This is a genomic window from Pseudomonas sp. AF03-9 (genome assembly GCF_020515815.1).
Lineage (GTDB): Bacteria > Pseudomonadota > Gammaproteobacteria > Pseudomonadales > Pseudomonadaceae > Aquipseudomonas.
In genome coordinates this window covers 683,677-706,401 of record NZ_JAHPJF010000001.1, presented here as the reverse complement: position 1 = coordinate 706,401, position 22,725 = coordinate 683,677, and the positions used below count along the sequence as shown (strand labels likewise).

The following is a 22,725-nucleotide window of genomic DNA, read 5'->3' as shown; positions in this document are numbered from 1 at the left end:
TATCGGTTTTCAGGCCACTGCGTCAGGGGTAGAGTGGCCGTCATTGTTTCCTACACCCATTCCTTCCTGGAGCGTCCTATGACTCAGTCCCAGACCGACCTACGCAACGGCCCAGACGCCAACGGCCTGTTTGGCGCGTTCGGCGGCCGTTACGTCGCTGAAACCCTGATGCCGTTGATCCTCGACCTGGCCCGCGAATACGAAGCGGCCAAGATCGATCCGGCGTTCAACGAGGAATTGGCCTACTTCCAGCGCGACTACGTCGGCCGTCCGAGCCCGCTGTATTTCGCCGAACGCCTGACCGAATTCTGCGGCGGCGCCAAGATCTACCTCAAGCGCGAAGAGCTGAACCACACAGGCGCGCACAAGATCAACAACTGCATCGGCCAGATCCTGCTGGCGCGGCGCATGGGCAAGAAACGCATCATCGCCGAGACCGGCGCGGGCATGCACGGCGTGGCCACCGCCACCGTGGCGGCGCGCTTCGGCCTGCAATGCGTGATCTACATGGGCACCACCGACATCGAGCGCCAGCAAGCCAACGTGTTCCGCATGAAGCTGCTGGGGGCTGAAGTGATCCCGGTGGTCGCCGGCACCGGCACCCTGAAAGACGCCATGAACGAAGCTCTGCGTGACTGGGTAACCAATGTCGACAGCACCTTCTACCTGATCGGCACCGTGGCCGGCCCCCACCCGTACCCCGCCATGGTGCGCGACTTCCAGGCCGTGATCGGCAAAGAAACCCGCGACCAGCTGCAAGCCCAGGAAGGCCGCCTGCCGGACAGCCTGGTGGCGTGCATCGGCGGTGGCTCCAATGCCATGGGCCTGTTCCACCCATTCCTTGACGACAAGAGCGTGGAAATCATCGGTGTTGAAGCGGCCGGCCACGGCATCGAAACCGGCAAGCACGCCGCCAGCCTCAACGGCGGCGTACCTGGCGTATTGCACGGTAACCGCACCTTCCTGTTGCAGGACGACGACGGCCAGATCATCGACGCCCACTCGATCTCCGCCGGCCTCGACTACCCGGGCATCGGCCCGGAACACGCGTGGTTGCATGACATCGGCCGCGTCCAGTACACCTCGGTGACTGACGATGAAGCCCTCGACGCCTTCCACAAATGCTGCCGCCTGGAAGGGATCATTCCTGCGCTGGAAAGCGCCCACGCCCTGGCCGAAGTGTTCAAACGCGCACCGACCCTGCCGAAAGATCACCTGATGGTGGTTAACCTTTCCGGCCGTGGCGACAAAGACATGCAAACCGTGATGCACCACATGGAACAGTCGCAGCAGGAGAAACACTGATGAGCCGCCTGCAAACCCGCTTTGCCCAACTCAAAGAACAAAACCGCGCCGCCCTGGTGACCTTCGTCACCGCCGGTGACCCTGGCTACGACACCTCACTGGCGATCCTCAAAGGCTTGCCTGCCGCTGGCGCCGACGTGATCGAGCTGGGCATGCCCTTCACCGACCCGATGGCCGACGGCCCGGCGATCCAGCTGGCCAACATCCGCGCACTGCAAGCCAAGCAGAACCTGCTGAAAACCCTGCAAATGGTCCGCGAGTTCCGCAAGGACAACCGCGACACCCCGCTGGTGTTGATGGGCTACTTCAACCCGATCCACAAATACGGCGTGCCGAAGTTCATCGCCGATGCGAAAGAGGCGGGCGTCGACGGCCTGATCGTGGTCGACATGCCGCCGGAGCATAACGGCGAGCTGTGCGACCCGGCCCAGGCTGCAGGCATCGACTTTATCCGCCTGACCACGCCGACCACCGATGACGTGCGCCTGCCGACCGTACTCAATGGCAGCTCCGGCTTTGTGTACTACGTGTCGGTAGCCGGTGTGACCGGTGCCGGTGCCGCCACCCTGGAACACGTTGAAGAAGCCGTGATCCGCCTGCGTCGGCATACCGACCTGCCGATCAGCATCGGTTTCGGTATCCGCACCCCGGAACAAGCAGCGGCAATCGCCCGTTTGGCGGACGGCGTAGTGGTGGGTTCGGCGTTGATTGATCACATCGCCACTGCGAAAAATGATCAGCAAGCCATCGACGGCGTGCTCGGCCTGTGCGCGGCATTGTCGGAAGGCGTCCGTAACGCGCGTAAGTAAGCGGCTCGTAAGTGGTAGGTAAAGTTCCTGATACACAGGAATCAAACTGAAAACTCAGTACCTAAACTGACAAGACCAAGGGATTTCGAACCTCGTTCGAGATCCCTTTTTTGTTTGTGTGCCCTGAGGAATACCCGATGAAAATGCCTAAATCCGTGATTGCCGGCCTTGGCGTGCTGGTGCTTGGCGCCAGTGCCCTGGTGCAAGCCGCGCCGAATGACCAGGGCGGCCCTGAGCGTGGCGGCCCGCAAGGCCAGCATGAGCAGCCGCGTGGCGACGACCATCGTGGCCCGCAGGACAACCGTCGCGGCGGCCCGCCCCAGGATTTCGGCCCGGTACGCCAGGTGATCCGCGACAACCACGGCCAGTTCTCCCGTGGCGCACCGCCGCCGCCGAATGTGCGCCTGGTACGTGGCAAGCCGCTGCCCCATGGTTACTACGGCGAACGCCTGGACAACCGCGCGCTGGCACGGCTGCCGGTGTACCAGGGTTATGAATGGCGCCGTTCGGGGCCGGACATCGTGTTGATCGCGGTAGGCACCGGCATCGTCTACGAGATCCTCGACGGCGTCCTCAACTGACCCGGGTCTTGTAGTGAGCGGGCTTGCCCCGCGCTGGGGGGCGAAGCCGCCCCAAATCCAGACACCTCGGTCTCTCTGAAACACCGCGGGGGCTGTTTGGGACGGCTTGCCCCCCAGCGCGGGCAAGCCCGCTCACTACGGGGGTTACAGTTGGATGCGTTCGACTTTGCCGACCAGCAGCACGTAGGAAAGCGCACCCAGCAACGCCAGCACGGCGATGTAGGTAATCGCGGGAGCAAACGAGTCACCGCTGGCCAGGAAGCCAATCACGATCGGCGTGGCGATTGCCGCCAGATTGCCGATGAAGTTGAACACCCCACCCGTCAACCCGAGCAACCGTGCCGGGGCCAGGGTCGAGACCAGCGACCAGGTGATCGATGCCAGCCCGTTGCCAAAAAACGCCAGCGCCAGGAACGCAATGACCCACGCCGTCGAGTCCACATAGTTGGCACCGATGATTGCCGTGGAAATCAGCAGCCCGCCAATGATCGGCAACTTGCGCGCAAAGCCCACCGAGGCTCCGCGGCGAATCAGCCAGTCGGAAAAGATCCCGGAACACAACACACCCACAAATGCGGCGAGAAACGGCAGCGACGCGAGCAGGCCAGACTTGATGAAGTCCATGCCGCGATATTTCACCAGGTAGGTCGGGAACCACGTCAGGAAAAACCACAGCGTGGAGTTCAGGCAGAACTGCCCCAGGTAGATGCCCCAGAGTTTGCGCTTGCTCAGCACTATCCCCAGGTCGACCCAGCTGAACGGCGTCTTCGCGGTTTTTTCCTGCATATCCACCAGGCCGCCGCCTTCACGGATCAGCTCGATTTCTGCGGTGTTGGCACCTTTGAAATCCTTTGGCTCGCGGTATACCGCGTACCAGATTGCCGCCCACAAAATACCCACGCCACCTGTGACCACAAACACCATGTGCCAGCCGAATGCGTGCTGCAGCCACGCCAGCACCGGCGTCAGGAACGCCAGCCCGACAAACTGCCCGGAGGTGTAGAAACCAATCGCGGTGGCGCGCTCGCGCTCGGGGAACCAGGTGGTGACCACGCGGCTGTTGATCGGGTAGGCCGGGGCTTCCAGCGCGCCCACCGCCATGCGCAAGACGAACAGCGCGATAAAGCTGGCGGCAAAGCCGAGCATCACGGTGGCGATGGACCACAACAACAGCGCGGCGGTGTAGAGAATGCGCGGCGGCACGCGATCTACCAGCCAGCCGCCGGGGATCTGCATGGCGGCGTAGGTCCAGCCGAACGCAGAGAAGATCAGGCCGACGTGTACCGGGTCGATCCCCAGTTCGCTGGTCAGCGCGGGGGCGGCAATCGACAGGTTGCTGCGGTCGAGGTAGTTGATCACCACGGTGATGAACAGCAGCACCATGATGAAGAAACGCTTTCTGGTAGGCGTGACTAAAGAAGCCTGCCCGGTGAAGGATTCAGGATGCATGAGGGGGTTGCCTCTTCTTATGTTTATTGAGGACGGGTCTTACTGACGGATCCGGATCAAAATGTGGGAGCTGGCTTGCCAGCTCCCACATTGTTGACCGTGTTCCTTCAGTCAGGAATCACCACTCGGCAAAGCTACCGTCGGCGTGGCGCCAGATCGGGTTGCGCCAGCGGTGGCCGATGGCCGCGCGTTCGATCACATATTCCTCGTTGATCTCGATGCCCAGGCCTGGCCCGTTGGGGATCTTCACGAAGCCCTGGTCATAGTCGAACACACCCGGATCACGCACATAGTCGAGCAGGTCATTGCTCTCGTTGTAGTGAATGCCCAGGCTTTGCTCCTGGATAAACGCGTTGTAGCAAACCGCGTCCAGTTGCAGGCACGCCGCCAGGGCAATCGGGCCCAGTGGGCAGTGCAGGGCCAGGGCCACGTCGTAGGCTTCGGCCATGTTGGCGATCTTGCGGGTTTCGGTGATGCCGCCGGCGTGGGACGCATCCGGCTGGATGATGTCGACGTAGCCTTCGCTGAGCACGCGCTTGAAGTCCCATCGCGAGAACAGGCGCTCGCCGAGGGCAATCGGGGTGCTGGTCAGCGGCGCCAGTTCCTTGAGCGCTTCGTAGTTTTCGCTGAGCACCGGCTCTTCGATAAACATCAGCTTGTACGGGTCCAACTCTTTCATCAGCACTTTGGCCATGGGCTTGTGCACGCGGCCGTGGAAGTCGACGCCGATGCCGACGTTCGGGCCCACCGCGTCACGTACGGCGGCGACGTTGGCCAGGGCCAGGTCGACTTTTTCGAAGCTGTCGACGAACTGCAGCTCTTCGGTGCCATTCATTTTCACCGCGGTGAAGCCACGGGCCACGGCCTCTTTGGCCGCGCGGGCGGTGTCGGCCGGGCGGTCGCCACCGATCCACGAATACACACGGATCTTGTCACGCACCTGGCCGCCGAGCAGGTCGCTGACCGACACGCCGAGGGCCTTGCCCTTGATGTCCCACAGCGCCTGGTCGATGCCGGCGAGGGCGCTCATGTGCACGGCGCCACCGCGGTAGAAGCCACCGCGGTAAAGCACGGTCCAGATGTCTTCGATGTTGCGCGGGTCTTTGCCGATCAGGTAGTCGGACAGTTCTTCAACCGCAGCCGCCACCGTGTGGGCGCGGCCTTCGACCACGGGTTCGCCCCAGCCGGTCACGCCCTGGTCGGTCTCGACTTTCAGGAAGCACCAGCGCGGTGGGACGATAAAGGTCGTCAGTTTGGTGATTTTCATCTGTTATCTCTCTTATAGATGCGGCGCCTGTGGGCGCAAGACTTGATCTCAGCTCAGGGCTTTCCAGGCGGCGACATAAGCCTGGGCGCGGCTCGCTACCTGATCCACTGTCATACCCGGTTTGAACAACCCGGAACCCAGCCCGAACCCCTTGGCGCCGGCGTCGATAAACACCTGCATGTTGTCCGGGGTAATGCCGCCCACCGGCAGCAGCAGCGTGCCCGCCGGCAGTACCGCCAGCCACGCCTTGATCACCGCCGGGCCCATTTGCTCGGCGGGGAACAGTTTCAATACGTCGGCCCCTTCGGCCAGGGCGGCAAAGGCTTCGGTGGGCGTGGCAACGCCCGGCGACAACAACAGCCCTGCCGCTTTTGCGGCACGCAAGACCTTGGCGTCACTGTGGGGCATGACGATCACCTGGCCGCCGGCAGCTTTCACCTGCTCGACCTGTTCCGGCGTCAGCACCGTGCCGGCACCGATCAGGCAATCGGCGGGCAGGCTGTCGCGCAGCGTGCGGATGCTGGTGTAAGGGTCCGGCGAGTTGAGCGGGACTTCAATGACGCGAAACCCAGCCTGGTACAACACCTGGCCGATGGCCTGGGCTTCGTCCGGGCGGATACCGCGCAGGATGGCGATCAAACCGTTTTGTGCGAGTGCGTGCTTGAGCATGTCAGACCTGCAATGCTGGTTGAGTGAGCCCGGCGGCCACGGCCAACTGCCACAGGCCGCGCGCGGTGGCCTCCTGCGCGAGGCTGACATGGGCGAAACCGCAGAGGGCGAGGGCGCGTTGGTAGCGGGCGCACAATGGCGCTGCGCCCACCAGGATGATCGGCTGCTGTTTGGCGCGCTCCGGCAGCCCGATCAGTTCATGGCCGATCAGCAGGCCGGACAGGTAGTCGGGCTGCTGCTGCGGCGAAAGTTCGGCCGTGAGCCCCAGGGTGCGGGCGCTGAACAGGGTCGACAGCACGCCGCGCCGGCCGTCCTCCGACAGCGCCACCTGCACGCCACGGTCGAAGGCTTCGGCCTGGAACTGTTCGGTGATCTGCTGGGTGCGCCCGAGGATGCTGTGTTTGCTCAACACCGCAAACACTTCCCCAGTCATGAAGGTATCGAAATGGGTGATGCAGCCATCGACCACCTCGACCCACTTGGAATGGCTGCCCGGCAGGCCGATCAGCACGTCGGCGCCGAGCCCTTGCAGCACGCCCAGCACCTGAGTTTCTTCGCCGCGCATCACGTTGGGCAAGCCGGCCTGCTCGATCACGCCCGGCACGATATGCACGTCCACCCCGCGCAGGCTGCGCACGCGGTGCAAAGCCTGGCCGAGGCTGGCGACGTCGACGGGGGTATTGCGATAGGCCGCTTCGCTCCAGCCCTGGGCGCTGCCGACCATGCCGCAGGCGATCACCGGCACGCCTGGCTGGGCGTCGAGCCAATCGCCGCAGGCCGTGTCGAAGGCCAGTTCGAAGCCATCGCTGCAGCGCACACCGGCAATGTCCCGGGGCTTGTCAGGCAAATGCATGATCCCGCACGCCAGCGCGCGGTGTTCCAGCACGACGCCTGCCGGGCCGAGTTTGTAAGCACGAAGGGAGCTGGTTCCCCAATCGAGCGCGATCAATTGCGCCTGCATCGCTTCACCTGAGTTCTGAGCGGATGCGACGAATATAAACCTACGCGGAGGGAAGTCTCAATATATAAATATCAATCCCATATTTAGGGATTTGATCTAAGAAAATGCTGACAAATTCAACTCTCGCATCGCCCCCATCCAGACCGCGTAGTCGGTGTGATCCTTGAGGTCATCGCCGGTATCGGGGTGCAGGAACACCACCAGCCCGTTGCGATTAATCACCAACCACGGCAGCACCACGCCGATGTATTCGGGATCGAACGCCAGCTGGCAGCTCCAATCCGGGTGCGGGCCCACTGGCCGTTCATGCACGCGGCCCATGCGCAGCGGAAAAAGTTTGGCGGCGTCTTCGCACAAGGTGCGCGCCTGTTCGAGGGTGCTCGCGTCGAAGTAGACATGGGCGTGGTAGCCCTTGATACGTTGCATGACGGCCTCCGGATCCAGTAAGCGCCAAATCCTAGACCGCAATCGACGGGAGGGCCAGCCCGGTCAATGACTGCGCGCTGCTGGCCTGTTCGGCCAATAGCCACTGGACAAAGCGCTCGACCAACTGCCCGCGACGTTTGCGCTGGGGCTGCACCACGTAGTAGCCGAAGCGCGAGACCACCGTGTCGCCGAACGGTCGACACAGCCAGTTCTGCTCCAGCAGGTTGTCCACCAAGTGGCGCCAGCCGATTGCCACGCCCTGGCCGGCAATGGCCGCCTGGATCAGCAGGGTGTAGTTGTCGAAACGCAGTTGCCCGGGCGTCGGCGCGGCGCTGATGCCCAGCTCGCGGAACACGCCGCTCCAGTCGAACCACTGGCTGTTGTTTTCCTGGCGCAGGTGCAGCAAGGGAAAATCGTGCAGATTCTGTACAGTCAGCGGCGTGGCCTGGGCCTTGAGCCACTGCGGGCTGCACACCGGGAACACTTCCTCGTTGAACAGCCACAGGCTTTCGCCCTGCTTGAAGCGGCCGTCGCCGAACAGCACCGCCACGTCAATGTCACTGCGCAGGCTGGCGTGGTTGCGCTCGCTGGTGACCAGGCTTACATCGACCTGCGGGTTGGCCTGGTGGAAGCGATGCAGGCGCGGCATCAGCCAATAGGCGGCGAAGGCGAAGTCGGTGGCCACTTGCAGCACTTCGTGCTGATCCTGCTGGGTGATCGCGCTCAAGCCCTGGTTGATGTTCTGCAAACCGCCTTGCACGTGCTCAAACAGCAGCGCGCCGGCGTCGGTCAGTTCGATGCCGCGATAGATACGATCAAACAGGCGGGTTGCCAGCTGTTCCTCCAGGCGCTTGATCTGCTGGCTGATGGCCGGCTGGGTGGTGCCCAGTTCCATCGCGGCAGCGGTAAAACTGCGGTGACGCGCGGCCGCTTCAAAGGCGCGCAGCAGGTCGAGGGACAAATCCCCTAGGGCTTCATACATAAGCTGTGCTTATCCTAGACATTGCTTTTCATGGGCTTTACCCCAATTTCCATGGGCTGCATGCTCGTTCGCATAAACACCGCCTATGGAATGCCGAGAACCCATGAAGCGCAAGAACATTCTTTTCATCATGGCCGATCAAATGGCCGCACCGTTGCTGCCGTTCTACGGTTCTTCGCCGATCCAATTGCCGAATTTGAGCCGCCTCGCCGCCCAGGGCGTGGTGTTTGACGCCGCCTATTGCAACAGCCCGCTGTGCGCACCGTCGCGTTTCACCCTGGTCAGTGGCCAGCTGCCGAGCAAGATCGGCGCCTACGACAACGCGGCCGATTTCCCCGCCGATATACCGACGTATGCCCACTACCTGCGTCGCCTCGGCTACCGCACGGCGCTGTCAGGCAAGATGCACTTCTGCGGCCCCGACCAGTTGCACGGCTATGAAGAACGCCTGACCAGTGACATCTATCCCGCCGACTACGGCTGGGCGGTGAACTGGGATGAACCGGACGTGCGCCCCAGTTGGTTTCACAACATGTCCTCGGTGCTGCAAGCCGGGCCATGCGTGCGCACCAACCAGCTGGATTTCGACGAGGAGGTGGTGTTCAAGGCCCAGCAATACCTGTTCGACCACATTCGCGAAGACGGCGACCGGCCGTTCTGCCTGACCGTGTCGATGACCCATCCCCATGATCCGTACACGATTCCCAAACCGTTCTGGGATTTGTACGACGACGCCGAAATCCCCTTGCCTGCAACGCCTGCGCAGGAGGATCTCGACCCGCACTCCCAGCGTCTGCTCAAGGTCTACGACCTGTGGGGCAAACCGCTGCCGGTGGATAAGATCCGCGATGCACGGCGTGCCTACTTCGGCGCGTGCAGTTACATCGACAGCAATGTCGGAAAACTGCTGCAAACCCTGGAAGACACTGGCCTGGCCGATGACACCATCATCATCTTCTCCGGCGACCATGGCGACATGCTCGGCGAGCGCGGCCTCTGGTACAAAATGCACTGGTTTGAAATGGCCGCCCGTGTGCCGCTGCTGGTCAGCGCGCCGGGGCAATTTGCGCCGGGGCGGGTCAGCAACGCCGTGTCCACTGCCGACCTGCTGCCCACGCTGGTCGAACTGGCCGGCGGCGCGCTGGACCCACGCTTGCCACTGGACGGCCGCTCACTGGTCCCGCACTTGCAGGGGCAGGGCGGGCACGACGAAGTGTTTGGCGAATACATGGCCGAAGGCACCATCAGCCCGCTGATGATGATTCGCCGCGCCAGCTTCAAATTCATCTACAGCGAGGACGACCCGTGCCTGCTGTTTGATGTGCACAACGACCCGCACGAGCGGGAGAACCTCAGCCAGTCACCGGAACACCGGCCGCTGTTCGAGGCGTTTTTAAGTGAGGCGCGGGCCAAATGGGACATCCCGGCGATCCACCAGCAGGTGCTCGCCAGCCAACGCCGCCGTCGCCTGGTGTTTGACGCACTGACCCAGGGCAAGCTGAAGAGCTGGGATCACCAGCCACTGGTGGACGCCAGTCAGCAATACATGCGCAACCACATCGACCTCGACGACCTGGAGCGCAAGGCACGTTATCCACAACCCTGCCAAAACCAATAAATAGACAGAGGGAAGGCCATGCAAAAGTTGACTGCGGTGCTGGGCATCTTGGCGTTGAGCAGCGCCAATGTGTATGCGGACACCAGTTGTGACACGGTGAAAATGGCCGATCCGGGCTGGAGCGACATCGCCGCCACCAATGCCATCACCAGCTTTCTGCTGACGGGCATGGGCTACAAGGCCAAGGTCGACACCCTGGCGGTGCCGATCACCTTTGGCGGGCTCAAGGACGGCCAGGTGGACGTGTTCCTCGGTAACTGGATGCCGGCGCAGCAGGGGTTCTATGACAAGTTCATCGCCAATGGCGAAGTGGTGCAGTTGGCGAAAAACCTCGAAGGCACCGAGTTCACCCTTGCCGTGCCGGACTACGTGTGGGCCGCCGGTGTGCATGAGTTTGCCGACTTGAACAAGTTTGCCGACAAGTTCGACAAGAAAATCTACGGCATCGGCTCCGGCGCGCCGGCAAATATCTCGTTGCAGGACATCATCAAGAAAAACGACTTCGACCTCGGCCAATGGAAACTGATCGAGTCCAGCGAACAGGCGATGCTCGCCGAAGTATCGCGGGCGGTTAAGAAGCAGAAATTCGTGACCTTCCTCGGCTGGACCCCGCACCCGATGAACGTGCAGTTGAAAATGCATTACCTCAAGGGCGGCGAGAAGTACTTCGGCGACACCGGCAGCGTGTACACCCTGACGCGCAAAGGCTACGCACAAGCCTGCCCGAACGTAGGAAAACTGCTGACCAACCTGAGTTTTACCCAGGAGATGGAGAACAGCATCATGGCCGAGGTGAGCAACAACAAGGTCAGCAATGCGGATGCGGCGAAGGCGTGGATCAAGGCCAATCCGGCGGTGTTGGATAAGTGGCTGGAGGGGGTGAAGACCGTGGATGGCAAAGATGCACTATCGGCAGTAAAAGCAAAACTCTAAGACCTGATGCAATCCAAATGTGGGAGCGGGCTTGCTCGCGAAGGCGGTGTGTCAGCCAACGATTGCTTAGCTGAACCACCGCATTCGCGAGCAAGCCCGCTCCCACAAAGTCCAGTGTGTGCTGATATTCTGCGCCAAACTTCAAGACCGAGACCCTGATGCCCCGGCCCAACCGCCACACACTTTTCCCCTTCCTCAGCTGGCTCCCGCGCCAGACTCGCGCGAGCGTCGGCCGGGATGCGATGGTGGGACTCAGCGGCGCCGTACTGGCTTTGCCGCAGTCGATTGCCTACGCACTGATTGCCGGCCTCCCACCGGAATACGGGCTCTACGCCGCGATCATTCCGGTGCTGATCGCCTGCCTCTGGGGCTCATCCTGGCACCTGATCTGCGGCCCGACGGCGGCGATTTCCATCGTGCTGTACGCCAGCGTCAGCCCACTGGCCGTGCCGGGTTCCCAGGACTACATCACCCTGATCCTGCTGCTCACATTCCTTGCCGGGGTTTTCCAGTGGTTGCTGGGCATGCTGCGCTTCGGCGCGCTGGTGAATTTCGTGTCCCACTCGGTGGTGCTGGGTTTCACCCTGGGCGCCGCCGTGGTCATTGCCCTGGGGCAACTGCCGAACCTGTTGGGGCTGGATCTGCCCAGCCAGGCCACGGCGATCAAGAGCCTGATGGCGCTGGTGGATCACAGCGGGGAATGGGACCACGCCTCACTGGCCCTGGGCCTGGGTACATTGTTGGTGGGGGCGCTGCTGAAATACCGGGTACCGCGCTGGCCGACGCTGTTGATCGCGCTGGCACTGGGCAGTCTGGTGGCCTGGCTGTGGCCGGCGATGTTCGGGCATGTGGCGCGGGTCAGTTCGTTTATCGGCAAGCTGCCGCCGTTCAGCCCGTTGCCGATGGACCTGGATATGATCTTGCGCCTGCTGCCCAGCGCCGTGGCGGTGGGCATGCTCGGGCTGGTGACCAGCCTGTCGATTGCACGCTCGCTGTCGGCGCGCTCGCAGCAGTTGCTCGATGCCAATCAGGAAGTCCGGGCGCAGGGTTTATCCAATATCGTCGGCGGATTTTTCTCCGGGTACTTGTCAGCCGGTTCCTTTACCCGCTCTGGCCTAAGTTACGAAGCCGGCGCCTGCTCGCCGCTGGCCGGGGTGTTTTCGGCGTTGTGGGTGGCGCTGTTTGCGCTGTTTGGCGCGGCCTTGATCGCCCATATCCCGATCCCGAGCATGGCCGCGAGCATCCTGTTGATCAGTTGGGGGCTGGTGGACCGTCGCGGCATTCGCGCCTTGTTCCGGGTGAGCCGCGCCGAATTCCTGGTGATGGCTCTCACGTGCGTCGCCACCCTGCTGCTGGAACTGCAAACGGCGATTTATGCGGGGGTGCTGGCGTCGTTGTTTTTCTACCTCAAGCGCACCTCGCAGCCACGGGTGCAGCATTGGCGCGACGGTGATGAGGATGTGCTGCGGGTGGGCGGTTCGATCTTCTTTGGCGCCAGCCATTACCTGCAAGTGCGCCTGCAACGGCTGCAGGGCGAGCGGGTGGTGATCGAGGCGCAGCAGATCAACTTTATCGACTACTCCGGGGTGGAGATGCTGCACCAGGAGGCGCGCAGGTTGCGGGGGTTGGGGAGGAGTTTGACCTTGCGTCGGGCAAGGCCTCAAGTCGTGGAGGAATTGAAGAAACTGGAAGGGGCCGACAGGTGCCCCATTCACTTCGAAGACTGAATATGGTCAGTGTGGGAGCTGGCTTGCCTGCTCCCACACTGACCGTGCCCACATTGGGTTTGTGTCAAGCCAGTTGGCGGCGTAGTTCAGCCAATACGGGCGCCGATTCCGGGCGCACACCGCGCCACAGGAAGAACGCTTCCGCCGCCTGTTCCACCAACATACCCAGGCCATCCATCGCCACAGACGCGCCTTGTTCAGTCGCCCAGCGGCAGAATGCCGTCGGCTCCTTGGCGTACATCATGTCGTAGCAAAACGTCTTGCCCGGTTCGATCAGGCTGCCGGCAATCGGCGGTACATCGCCTGACAGGCTGGCGGAGGTGGCGTTGATGATCACGTCCACCGGCTCACGCAACCAGTCGAAACCGCTGGCAGACACGGGGCCCAGGTCGTCGAACAGCTCGGCGAGCATCTCGGCCTTTTCCACGGTGCGGTTGGCGATGATCAACGATGCCGGCTGCTGCGCCAGCAACGGCTCCAACGCGCCACGTACCGCGCCACCGGCGCCCAGCAGCAGGATACGTTTGCCTTGCAGGCTCAACCCGGCGTTGACCGTAAGGTCGCGCACCAGGCCGGCGCCGTCGGTGTTGTCCCCCAGCAGCGTGCCATCGGCGAGCTTGCTCAGGGTATTCACCGCGCCAGCACGTAGGGCGCGTTCGGTGAGAGTGTTGGCCAGGCGGTAAGCGTCTTCCTTGAACGGCACGGTGACGTTGGCACCACGGCCTTGCTGAAAGAACTCACGGGCGCAGCCGATGAAATCATCCAAGGGTGCGAGCAAGGTGCTGTAGTCCAACTGCTCGCCAGTCTGTTCGGCGAACATCCGGTGAATCAGCGGCGACTTGCTATGCCCGATGGGGTTGCCGAATACCACATAACGATCCATCAGACCGCCGCCTTTGGCGCGGCAAGGCCCAGCCAGTCACGGTCTTGCAGGAAGTAGTCGGTGAGGCGCGCCTCTTCGCTGCCGGCTTCGGCTTTCCAGTCGTAGCTCCAGCGCACTTGGGGCGGCAGCGACATCAGGATCGACTCGGTACGCCCGCCCGATTGCAGGCCGAACAGCGTGCCACGGTCGTAGACCAGGTTGAATTCAACGTAGCGGCCACGGCGGAATTCCTGGAATTCACGCTGTTGCTCGGTGTAGGCGGTGGCGTTGCGGCGCTGCACGATCGGCAGGTAGGCGTCGATGTAGGCGTCGCCGATGGCACGGATGAAGGCGAAGCAGGTGTCGAAGTCCCACTCGTTCAAGTCATCGAAGAACAGGCCGCCGATGCCACGCGGTTCATTGCGGTGCTTGATGTGGAAGTAGGTGTCGCACCAGGCCTTGTAGCGCGAGTACACGTCCGCGCCGAATGGCGCGCAAGCCTGCTCGGCGACGCGGTGCCAGTGGATGCAGTCTTCTTCATTGGCGTAGTAAGGCGTGAGGTCGAAGCCGCCGCCAAACCACCACACCGGCTCTTCACCTTCTTTTTCGGCGATGAAAAAGCGCACATTGGCGTGGGAAGTCGGAACATGAGGGTTATGCGGGTGGATCACCAGCGACACGCCCAAGGCTTCAAAACCGCGACCGGCCAGTTCAGGACGATGGGCACTGGCGGACGGCGGAAGACCGCTGCCGAACACGTGAGAAAAGTTGACGCCGCCTTTTTCGATCACCGTACCGTTCTCGATCACACGGGTGCGACCGCCGCCGCCGGCAGGCCGGGTCCAGGCGTCTTCGATAAAGCGAGTGTCCGCCTCGAAGGTTTCCAGGGCGCTGCAAATGCGGTCTTGCAGGTCAAGCAGGTAGGCCTTTACAGCCTCGGTGCGGGTAGTCATGGCATCACCTTGAATCGGGCAAAGCTACGCGAGGCCATTGGGCGTCGGCGGCAAATGGGCGCACAGGATACCACCGCACCCGGTTGCACCGCAGTTGACGAAGATCAAGCTTAGGAGTTCGATAGCCGACTACGCGAATTCGACCAAAGGAGAAGGCAGATGGCAAAACGTATCCAGTTCAGCGCCCATGGTGGCCCCGAAGTGCTTGAGTATGTGGACTACACGCCAGCGGAACCCGGCCCACAGCAGGTTCGCGTACGTAACGAGGCGATTGGCCTGAATTTTATCGACACCTATTTCCGCAGCGGTTTGTATGCACCACCCGCGCTGCCATCGGGTTTGGGCGCGGAAGGCGCGGGAGTTGTCGACGCTGTCGGCAGTGAAGTCACCCAGTTCAAGGTCGGCGACCGCGTGGCCTACGGCAGCGGGCCGCTGGGCGCGTACAGCGAACTGCATGTGCTGCCGGCCGCCAACCTGGTGCACCTGCCGGACGAGATCAGCTTCGAACAAGCCGCCGGCGCCATGCTCAAGGGCCTGACCGTACAGTACCTGCTGCGTCAGACCTATGAGTTGAAGGGTGGTGAAACCATCCTGTTCCACGCCGCGGCCGGGGGCGTGGGTTCGTTGGCCTGCCAGTGGGCCAAGGCCTTGGGCGTAAAGCTGATCGGCACCGTGAGTTCGCCGGAAAAAGCCGCCCTGGCCAAATCCCTTGGCGCATGGGAAACCATCGACTACAGCAAGGAAAACGTCGCACAGCGCGTGCTGGAATTGACCGACGGTAAAAAAGTGCCAGTGGTGTACGACGGCGTCGGCAAGGACACCTGGCTGACCTCGCTGGACAGCGTGGCACCCCGCGGGCTGGTGGTGAGCTTCGGCAATGCCTCGGGCGCAGTGGAGGGAGTGAACCTGGGGATTCTGTCGGCGAAAGGCTCGCTGTACGTGACCCGCCCAACCCTGGCGACCTACGCCAACAACCCGCAGAACCTGCAGGCGATGGCGGATGATCTGTTCTCGATGATCAAGAGTGGCAAGGTGCGCATCGACATCAACCAGCGCTATTCGCTGGCAGATGCGGCGAAGGCGCAGACAGAGTTGTCGGCACGGCGCACGACCGGCTCGACAATTCTGTTGCCTTGAGACTTTAGATCTCTAGAACTTCAAGGGCCTCTTCGCGAGCAAGCCCGCTCCCACAGGTTGATCGGGTTCCAACTGGAACGACTCGGTCAAATGTGGGAGCGGGCTTGCTCGCGAAGGCTGCGCCTCGGTTTCAGGACGGGCGCACCACCTGACCCGTGGCCAGATCGCGAATCAGGCTCGGGTTCTTGCGCCCCCCCAAGGCCCCACCCAATATCAGGTCCACCTGGCCACGGAAATACTGCTCCACGCGAATCCGCGTACGCGCCGCCGGGCGGCCCTGCGGGTTGGCCGAAGTGGAAATCAGCGGCCCCACTTGCGCGCACAAATCCCGCACCAGCGGGTGATCGCTGACCCGCAACGCCACGGTGTCATGCACACCGGTGACCCACTCCGGCAGCAAGCCCTGATGGGGCACCAACCAGGTGTTCGGCCCCGGCCAGGTACTGGCCATGCGGTCGATCCAGTCTTGCGGGAAGTCCTCGAACAAAAAGTCGAACTGGCGGATGTTATCCGCCACCAGGATCAAGCCCTTGTCCACCGAACGGTTCTTGATCGCCAACAGTCGATCCACCGCTTCTTCATTCCAAGGGTCGCAGCCCAGCCCCCACACCGCCTCGGTTGGATAGGCAATCACCGCGCCTGCGCGAATTTCTCGTGCGGCTTCCAGCACACGCCACCTGTTGGCCATTGTTTACTCTCCAGACTAAAGCTCTGGGCAGTTTACCGATCTCTGTTACAAAACCTAGCGGCGCGCGAGCCAGCGCCCGCTTTCGCAGATCACCCGGCCGTCCAGCTCCAGCTCGGTGAGGGTCGCCAGCACTTGGGACAACGGCTGCCCGCTGGCCATCGCAAGGGCTTCGCTGGTGTGGGGCGCCGCGTGCAACAGTGCCACCAATGGGTGTGTCACCGGCACCGGCGCCGGGCGCGACAGCGCCTGCCAGCCGCGCAAGCCTTCAAGGATATGCTCGATGGTTTCCACCAGCACCGCGCCCTCGCGGATCAACTGATGACAACCCTTGGCGCCGGGATGGTGGATCGAGCCCGGGATCGCATACACCTCGCGGCCTTGCTCGGCAGCGAGTTTGGCGGTGATCAGCGAACCGCTGGCCATGCTGGCTTCCACCACCAGCACGCCGAGGGACAGGCCGCTGATGATGCGGTTGCGTCGCGGAAAGTTGCCGGCCTGGGGCGCAGCGTCCAGCGGAAACTCGGAAACCACCGCGCTGCCCTGCTCAATCATCGCCGCTGCGAGCCGCCGATGGCGCTGTGGATAAAAATTTTCCAGCCCGGTGCCGAGCACGCCGATTGTCTGCCCCCCCACCTCCAGAGCGGCCTGATGCGCAGCACCGTCGATGCCCAGCGCCAAGCCGCTGGTGATGACAAAACCGGCACCGGCCAGGCTTCGGGAAAAAGCGGCCGCCGTGTCCATCCCAGGACGCGAAGCACGCCGGCTGCCGACGATCGCCAGTTGCGGTTTTTCCAGGATCGAGGGGTCGCCGGCGACGAATAACAACGGCGGCGCATCGTCGATCTGGGCGAGCAAGGCGGGGTACTCGGGTTGGTCCCACATCAGCAATTGCTGGGCTGGAGCCGCCAACCAGGCCAATGCCGCACTGGCTCCGTCGCGCACTTCATGGTTGCGCCGCGCATCCGCGCTGATGGCCGGCAAGCCAAGGGAACGCCACGCACTGGCGGGGGCGCTGATGGCCTTTGACGCGCTGCCGAAGGCTTCGATCAATCGGTGAAATCGCTTGGGACCCAGTTCCGGCAGCCTGTGCAAGCGTAGTCGCGCTTCCAGTTCTGCCGGGGATATTTCATGGCTGTTTGTCGGATACATCTGATCATCCTTGATCGGAACAAGCTGTGGATAACTCTGTTGGTAACTTATTTAGCAGGCTATTTATTGCCTTTGATGGGCAGTCTCGAAACGGTCCAACACCGCCAGTGCTCGCGAGGCGTTGAGCACCAGGCCGTAGCTGAGTTTTTCGTAGGTGCGAAACACCAGTAGGGTGCCGGCGCGTTCATCGGGGAGTTTTTGTGGGGCACCGCTGAGGGGATCGCGCACGGTGGCGCCGGTCTTGATCACCGCCAGCAATCGGCCCTCGACCAGGCCGTCGCGGCGGCCTTTGTTCAGGGTCACGGCGTCCAGCACGCCGATCTGGGTGACGCCCCTGGGGACGTCGATGATTTTTCCTGCAATGAACGGGGCCGATTGCTGCACTGGCAGGCTGGCCGGATCGACCGGTGGCTGGGCGCGAAGCAAGCGGTCGCCGGGACGGACCTCCTGGGTGACCTGCTGCACCGCCAGGGTGGTGAGGTCGCCCGCGGTCACAAAGCGCGCAGTACCGATGGCGTCGGCGTTGAAGCCCAGCAGTTCGCGGGTGTCGGGGTCGGTGTAGGCCTTGCCGCGGCGAAAGATGCCGTAGTCCGGCTGGGTCGGGTCGAGGTCGCCCCGGGCATGCACGCGCTCACCATTGGCGCCCAGCACGCGCCCGGTATCGGCGGCGACAATGTAGGGCGCAGTGTCCAGATCCTGCGGTGTATCAAGAATGCGGTTGTTCAGTAAAAAACGCTGGATGGCCTGCTGTGTCGCCTGATCCAGGCGCTGGCCGGACGAGGGCAGCAGGGCTGTTGCGAACGGGGCCCACAGCAGCAAGACGAGTAGCGATTTCCTCATGGGGTGAATCTCCTTTATTATGTGCGTTCGCGTGAAATGCCTTGGCCTTCGCGGCTTTTGGGCGTTTCACACCGGCTGGCTGGGTCCATCCCACCGCCGATTTGCCTTTACCTCACATGTGCAGCAATTACGCTTATGGCTATTTTGAACATCCTCGAATTCCCCGACTCGCGCCTGCGCACTGTCGCCAAACCGGTGGCCGTAGTGGACGACAAGGTTCGTCAGTTGGTCGATGACATGTTTGAAACAATGTATGAAGCCCCGGGCATCGGCCTCGCCGCGACCCAGGTCAACGTGCATCAGCGTGTCGTGGTCATGGACCTGTCGGAAGATCGCAGCGAACCGATGGTGTACATCAACCCCGAGTTCGAACCGCTGACCGAAGAGATGGGCGAATACCAGGAAGGCTGCCTGTCGGTGCCGGAGTTCTACGAGAACGTCGAACGCCCGCTGCGCGTGAAGATCAAGGCGCTGGACCGCGACGGCAAGCCGTTCGAGCTGATCGCCGAAGGCCTGCTGGCGGTGTGCATCCAGCATGAATGCGACCACCTCAACGGCAAGCTGTTTGTCGATTACCTGTCCACGCTCAAGCGTGACCGGATCAAGAAGAAGCTGGAAAAAAAGCATCGCCAGCAAGCTTGATGCCCTTCTTCCAAAGGCTTGCTGCGGCAAGCCTTTTTCTTTTGTGACTGCTTTTAACCGAGACCTCCCATGACCGAGCCACTGCGCATTGTTTTTGCCGGCACTCCCGAATTTGCCGCCGAACACCTCAAGGCCCTGCTTGCCAGCCCTTACGACATCGTCGCGGTGTACACCCAGCCGGATCGCCCGGCCGGTCGCGGGCAAAAACTGATGCCGAGCCCGGTCAAGCAACTGGCGCTTGAGCACAACATTCCTGTGCTGCAACCGCCGACCCTGCGTAATGCCGAAGCCCAGGCCGAGCTGGCCGCGTTGCAGCCGGACCTGCTGGTGGTGGTGGCCTACGGCTTGATCCTGCCGCAAGTGGTGCTGGATATTCCGCGCCTGGGCTGCATCAACAGCCACGCCTCGCTGCTGCCACGCTGGCGCGGTGCGGCGCCGATCCAGCGTGCCGTTGAAGCGGGCGACAGCGAAAGCGGCGTGACCGTGATGCGCATGGAGTTGGGCCTGGACACCGGCCCGATGCTACTCAAGGTCGCCACCCCGATCACCGCCCAGGACACCGGCGGCAGCCTGCACGACCGCCTCGCCGAACTGGGCCCGCCCGCCGTACTCCAGGCCATCGCCGGCCTCGCTGCCGGCACTCTGGACGGTGAAGTGCAGGACGACAGCCTGGCCACCTACGCCCACAAGCTGAACAAAGACGAAGCGCGCATCGACTGGAGCCGCCCCGCCGTAGAACTGGAGCGCCTGGTGCGTGCCTTCAACCCGTGGCCGATCTGCCACAGCACCCTCAACGGCGAAGCCCTGAAAGTGCTGGCTGCGAGCTTGGCCGACGGTAAAGGCGCCCCCGGTGAAATCATCGGCGCCAGCAAGGACGGCCTGCTGGTCGCTTGCGGGGAGCAGGCGTTGTGTCTGACCCGTCTGCAATTGCCTGGTGGCAAGGCGTTGAATTTCAGCGACTTGTTCAACAGCCGTCGTGAGAAATTTGCCCTTGGCACCGTCCTCGGGGCTGCGCAATGAACCCACGTCTGGCCGCCGCCAAGGCGCTCGCCGCTGTCCTCAACGGCAAGGCTTCGCTGAACAGTTCGCTGCCTACGCAGATGGATAAAGTCGAAGACCGTGATCGCGGTTTCACCCAGGACCTGGCCTTTGGCACTGCCCGCTGGCAGCCGCGCTTGTCGGCGCTGGCGGCCAAGTTGCTGCAAAAGCCGTTCAAGGCAGCGGACGCGGATGTGCAAGCACTGCTGCTGGTCGGCCTCTATCAGTTGCTCTACACCCGCGTGCCGGCCCACGCCGCCATCGGCGAGACGGTCGGGTGCGCCGACAAGCTGAAAAAGCCCTGGGCCAAGGCCCTGCTCAATGCGGTGCTGCGCCGCGCCCAGCGTGAAAGCGAAGCGCTGCTGGCCGAGTTGGAGCATGACCCGGTGGTGCGCACCGCCCACCCGCGCTGGCTGCAAAAGTCCCTGAAGGCGTTCTGGCCAGAGCAGTGGGAAGCCATTTGCGCCGCCAACAATGCGCACCCGCCGATGATCCTGCGGGTCAACCGCCGCCATCACAGCCGTGACGCCTACCTGCAATTGCTCACGGCCGCCGGCATCACCGCCACGCCGTGCGTGTACAGCGTCGACGGCATCGTGCTCGAAGCGGCTACCGATGTGCGCGGCCTGCCGGGCTTTGTCGACGGCTGGATCAGCGTGCAGGACGAAGCGGCGCAACTGGCCGCCGACCTACTCGACCTCGCACCGGGACAGCGTGTACTCGACGCCTGCTGCGCGCCTGGCGGTAAGACATGCCACATCCTGGAGGTCGAAAAAGACCTCGCCGGTGTAGTCGCCGTCGACCTGGAGGCCAAGCGCCTGGTACGTGTGCGTGAAAACCTCGCCCGCCTGGGTCTCAGCGCCGAGTTGATCGCTGCCGACGGCCGCGATACCGCCAGCTGGTGGGACGGCAAACCCTTCCAGCGCATCCTGCTCGACGCACCGTGCTCCGCCACCGGCGTGATCCGCCGCCATCCGGACATCAAGCTCACCCGCCAACCCGACGACATCGCCGCCCTGGCCGTGCTGCAAGGCGAGTTGCTCGACGCCCTGTGGCCAACCCTGGAAGTCGGCGGCATCCTGCTCTACGCCACTTGCTCCACCTTGCCGACGGAGAATACCGAAGTGATCGAAGCCTTCCTCGCCCGCACCAGCGGTGCACGGGAGCTGGACCTCGCCACATCGGCTGGCATCAAGCAGCCCCACGGCCGCCAGTTGCTGGCGCAAGAAGGCGGACACGATGGCTTCTACTACGCCAAACTGATCAAGATCGCCGCCGCGCGCGGCTGAAACGGGTTTAAGGGAGTGACCGGATGAAAATCATCATCCTCGGGGCAGGGCAGGTCGGCGGCACGCTGGCCGAGCATTTGGCCAGCGAAGCCAACGACATCACCGTGGTCGACACCGACAGCGAACGCCTGCGCAACCTTGGCGACCGCCTCGACATCCGCACCGTGCAAGGCCGTGCGTCGTTCCCGACGGTGCTGCGCCAGGCCGGTGCCGACGACGCCGACATGCTGGTGGCGGTGACCAACAGCGACGAGACCAACATGGTCGCGTGCCAGGTTGCCCACACCCTGTTCCACACTCCGACCAAGATCGCCCGCGTGCGCGAAGCCGCCTACCTGACCCGCGCCGGCCTGTTCGACAACGACGCAATCCCGGTGGACGTGCTGATCAGCCCGGAACAAGTGGTGACCCATTACATCAAGCGCCTGATCGAGATCCCGGGGGCCTTGCAGGTGATCGACTTCGCCGAAGGCAAGGCGCAATTGGTGGCGGTGAAGGCGTACTACGGCGGGCCGCTGGTGGGCCAGCAACTGCGCCAGTTACGGGAGCACATGCCGAACGTGGAGACCCGCGTCGCCGCGATCTTCCGGCGCGACCGGCCGATTTTGCCCCAGGGCGATACGGTGATCGAGGCCGACGACGAGGTGTTTTTCATCGCCGCCAAGGCGAATATTCGTGCAGTCATGAGCGAAATGCGTCGGCTCGATGAGAGTTACAAACGCATCGTCATCGCCGGTGGTGGGCAGATTGGCGAGCGCTTGGCCGAGGCGATCGAAAGCCGCTATCAGGTCAAGATCATCGAGATGAGTCCGGCGCGTTGCCGGCATTTGTCCGACACCCTCGACAGCACCGTCGTCCTGCAAGGCAGCGCCTCGGACCGCGACCTGTTGATGGAAGAGAACATCGCCGACGCCGACATCTTCCTGGCCCTGACCAACGACGACGAGGCCAACATCATGTCGTCGCTGCTGGCCAAGCGGCTGGGGGCAAAGAAGGTGATGACGATCATCAACAACCCGGCCTACGTCGACCTGATCCAGGGCGGCGACATCGACATCGCCATCAGCCCGCAACTGGCGACCATCGGCACCTTGCTCGCCCACGTGCGCCGCGGCGACATCGTCAGCGTGCACTCCCTGCGCCGAGGCGCGGCGGAGGCGATCGAGGCGATTGCCCACGGCGATGCAAAATCGAGCAAGGTGATCGGCAAGGCCATCCGCGATATCGGCCTGCCGCCGGGTACCACCATCGGCGCGATTATTCGCGATGAAGAGGTGATCATTGCCCACGACGATACGGTGATCGAGACCGGGGACCATGTAATCCTGTTCCTGGTGGATAAAAAACATATCCGCGATGTGGAGAAACTGTTCCACGTGGGGCTAAGTTTTTTCTGATTT

22 protein-coding genes are annotated in these 22,725 nt (G+C 62.8%); 11 read left to right on the top strand and 11 right to left on the bottom strand.

Translation table 11 applies throughout. The annotated features are described in order from the left end of the window. The first annotated feature begins 78 nt into the window (after nucleotides 1–78). The 3 genes from trpB (at nucleotide 79) to LIY36_RS03195 (ending at nucleotide 2,695) form a co-directional block, all read left to right on the top strand. Nucleotides 79–1,305: a tryptophan synthase subunit beta gene (gene trpB, locus LIY36_RS03205; protein WP_226454781.1), complete on the top strand. Its 1,227-nt coding sequence runs from the start codon at nucleotides 79–81 to the stop codon at nucleotides 1,303–1,305. After that, nucleotides 1,305–2,114, top strand: coding sequence for a tryptophan synthase subunit alpha (trpA, locus tag LIY36_RS03200; RefSeq protein ID WP_226454780.1), 810 nt, complete (start codon nucleotides 1,305–1,307; stop codon nucleotides 2,112–2,114). Before trpB ends, trpA begins: the two co-directional genes overlap by 1 nt. Before the next feature lie 137 nt (nucleotides 2,115–2,251). After that, the gene (locus LIY36_RS03195) at nucleotides 2,252–2,695 is read left to right on the top strand and encodes an anti-virulence regulator CigR family protein (protein ID WP_226454779.1); all 444 of its coding nucleotides are present in this window, start codon (nucleotides 2,252–2,254) and stop codon (nucleotides 2,693–2,695) included. Between the two features lie 144 nt (nucleotides 2,696–2,839). Here the strand turns inward: LIY36_RS03195 and LIY36_RS03190 are convergent, their stop codons facing one another. The 6 genes from LIY36_RS03190 to LIY36_RS03165 all read right to left on the bottom strand — a co-directional run bounded on the left by LIY36_RS03190 (nucleotide 2,840) and on the right by LIY36_RS03165 (nucleotide 8,449). Then, a complete protein-coding gene (locus LIY36_RS03190; protein ID WP_226454778.1) occupies nucleotides 2,840–4,144 on the bottom strand; it encodes an MFS transporter in 1,305 nt (434 codons plus the stop codon). A 118-nt stretch (nucleotides 4,145–4,262) separates the two neighbouring features. Beyond that, the gene (dgoD, locus tag LIY36_RS03185; protein ID WP_003170741.1) at nucleotides 4,263–5,411 is read right to left on the bottom strand and encodes a galactonate dehydratase; all 1,149 of its coding nucleotides are present in this window, start codon (nucleotides 5,409–5,411) and stop codon (nucleotides 4,263–4,265) included. Nucleotides 5,412–5,459: 48 nt separating this feature from the next. After that, nucleotides 5,460–6,080 carry a 2-dehydro-3-deoxy-6-phosphogalactonate aldolase gene (locus tag LIY36_RS03180; protein WP_192298159.1) on the bottom strand — a complete coding sequence of 207 codons (621 nt, stop codon included), beginning with the start codon at nucleotides 6,078–6,080 and terminating at the stop codon, nucleotides 5,460–5,462. Nucleotide 6,081: 1 nt separating this feature from the next. Next, nucleotides 6,082–7,041: a 2-dehydro-3-deoxygalactonokinase gene (locus LIY36_RS03175; protein WP_226454777.1), complete on the bottom strand. Its 960-nt coding sequence runs from the start codon at nucleotides 7,039–7,041 to the stop codon at nucleotides 6,082–6,084. A gap of 96 nt (nucleotides 7,042–7,137) precedes the next feature. Then, entirely contained in the window at nucleotides 7,138–7,467 is a 330-nt protein-coding gene (locus LIY36_RS03170; protein WP_226454776.1) for a DOPA 4,5-dioxygenase family protein, read from the bottom strand. 31 nt (nucleotides 7,468–7,498) lie between these two features. Then, complete coding sequence (locus tag LIY36_RS03165) at nucleotides 7,499–8,449, bottom strand: choline sulfate utilization transcriptional regulator (protein WP_226454775.1); 951 nt, start codon at nucleotides 8,447–8,449, stop codon at nucleotides 7,499–7,501. Nucleotides 8,450–8,552: 103 nt separating this feature from the next. Between LIY36_RS03165 and betC the strand changes: the two genes are divergently transcribed. The 3 genes from betC to LIY36_RS03150 all read left to right on the top strand — a co-directional run bounded on the left by betC (nucleotide 8,553) and on the right by LIY36_RS03150 (nucleotide 12,727). Further along, on the top strand, nucleotides 8,553–10,067 hold the full coding sequence (betC, locus tag LIY36_RS03160) for a choline-sulfatase (RefSeq protein WP_226454774.1): 1,515 nt from the start codon (nucleotides 8,553–8,555) through the stop codon (nucleotides 10,065–10,067). Between the two features lie 18 nt (nucleotides 10,068–10,085). Continuing rightward, nucleotides 10,086–11,000: a choline ABC transporter substrate-binding protein gene (gene choX, locus LIY36_RS03155; protein WP_226454773.1), complete on the top strand. Its 915-nt coding sequence runs from the start codon at nucleotides 10,086–10,088 to the stop codon at nucleotides 10,998–11,000. 158 nt (nucleotides 11,001–11,158) lie between these two features. Next, nucleotides 11,159–12,727, top strand: coding sequence for a SulP family inorganic anion transporter (locus tag LIY36_RS03150; protein ID WP_226454772.1), 1,569 nt, complete (start codon nucleotides 11,159–11,161; stop codon nucleotides 12,725–12,727). 64 nt (nucleotides 12,728–12,791) lie between these two features. Here LIY36_RS03150 and aroE read toward each other — a convergent pair whose 3' ends face one another. Beyond that, nucleotides 12,792–13,610, bottom strand: a complete 819-nt coding sequence (gene aroE, locus LIY36_RS03145; RefSeq protein WP_226454771.1) for a shikimate dehydrogenase — start codon at nucleotides 13,608–13,610, stop codon at nucleotides 12,792–12,794. Next, on the bottom strand, nucleotides 13,610–14,542 hold the full coding sequence (hemF, locus tag LIY36_RS03140; RefSeq protein ID WP_226454770.1) for an oxygen-dependent coproporphyrinogen oxidase: 933 nt from the start codon (nucleotides 14,540–14,542) through the stop codon (nucleotides 13,610–13,612). Before hemF ends, aroE begins: the two co-directional genes overlap by 1 nt. Nucleotides 14,543–14,701: 159 nt before the next feature. Between hemF and LIY36_RS03135 the strand changes: the two genes are divergently transcribed. Next, nucleotides 14,702–15,679, top strand: coding sequence for a quinone oxidoreductase family protein (locus tag LIY36_RS03135; RefSeq protein WP_226454769.1), 978 nt, complete (start codon nucleotides 14,702–14,704; stop codon nucleotides 15,677–15,679). Between the two features lie 130 nt (nucleotides 15,680–15,809). On the opposite strand, the gene LIY36_RS03130 is transcribed toward LIY36_RS03135, so the two are convergent. The 3 genes from LIY36_RS03130 to LIY36_RS03120 all read right to left on the bottom strand — a co-directional run bounded on the left by LIY36_RS03130 (nucleotide 15,810) and on the right by LIY36_RS03120 (nucleotide 18,356). Further along, nucleotides 15,810–16,367, bottom strand: a complete 558-nt coding sequence (locus LIY36_RS03130; protein ID WP_226454768.1) for an L-threonylcarbamoyladenylate synthase — start codon at nucleotides 16,365–16,367, stop codon at nucleotides 15,810–15,812. Nucleotides 16,368–16,421: 54 nt separating this feature from the next. Further along, nucleotides 16,422–17,516, bottom strand: a complete 1,095-nt coding sequence (dprA, locus tag LIY36_RS03125; protein ID WP_192298148.1) for a DNA-processing protein DprA — start codon at nucleotides 17,514–17,516, stop codon at nucleotides 16,422–16,424. Nucleotides 17,517–17,579: 63 nt separating this feature from the next. Further along, complete coding sequence (locus LIY36_RS03120) at nucleotides 17,580–18,356, bottom strand: peptidoglycan-binding protein (RefSeq protein ID WP_226454767.1); 777 nt, start codon at nucleotides 18,354–18,356, stop codon at nucleotides 17,580–17,582. Nucleotides 18,357–18,491: 135 nt separating this feature from the next. On the opposite strand from LIY36_RS03120, the gene def reads away from it, so the two are divergent. From def to trkA, 4 genes are all read left to right on the top strand, one after another. Next, entirely contained in the window at nucleotides 18,492–18,998 is a 507-nt protein-coding gene (def, locus tag LIY36_RS03115) for a peptide deformylase (protein WP_017736259.1), read from the top strand. Nucleotides 18,999–19,067: 69 nt separating this feature from the next. After that, the gene (gene fmt, locus LIY36_RS03110) at nucleotides 19,068–20,018 is read left to right on the top strand and encodes a methionyl-tRNA formyltransferase (RefSeq protein ID WP_226454766.1); all 951 of its coding nucleotides are present in this window, start codon (nucleotides 19,068–19,070) and stop codon (nucleotides 20,016–20,018) included. Next, entirely contained in the window at nucleotides 20,015–21,325 is a 1,311-nt protein-coding gene (rsmB, locus tag LIY36_RS03105; RefSeq protein ID WP_226454765.1) for a 16S rRNA (cytosine(967)-C(5))-methyltransferase RsmB, read from the top strand. Before fmt ends, rsmB begins: the two co-directional genes overlap by 4 nt. 23 nt (nucleotides 21,326–21,348) lie before the next feature. Continuing rightward, entirely contained in the window at nucleotides 21,349–22,722 is a 1,374-nt protein-coding gene (gene trkA, locus LIY36_RS03100) for a Trk system potassium transporter TrkA (protein ID WP_192298144.1), read from the top strand. Nucleotides 22,723–22,725: the final 3 nt, after the last annotated feature.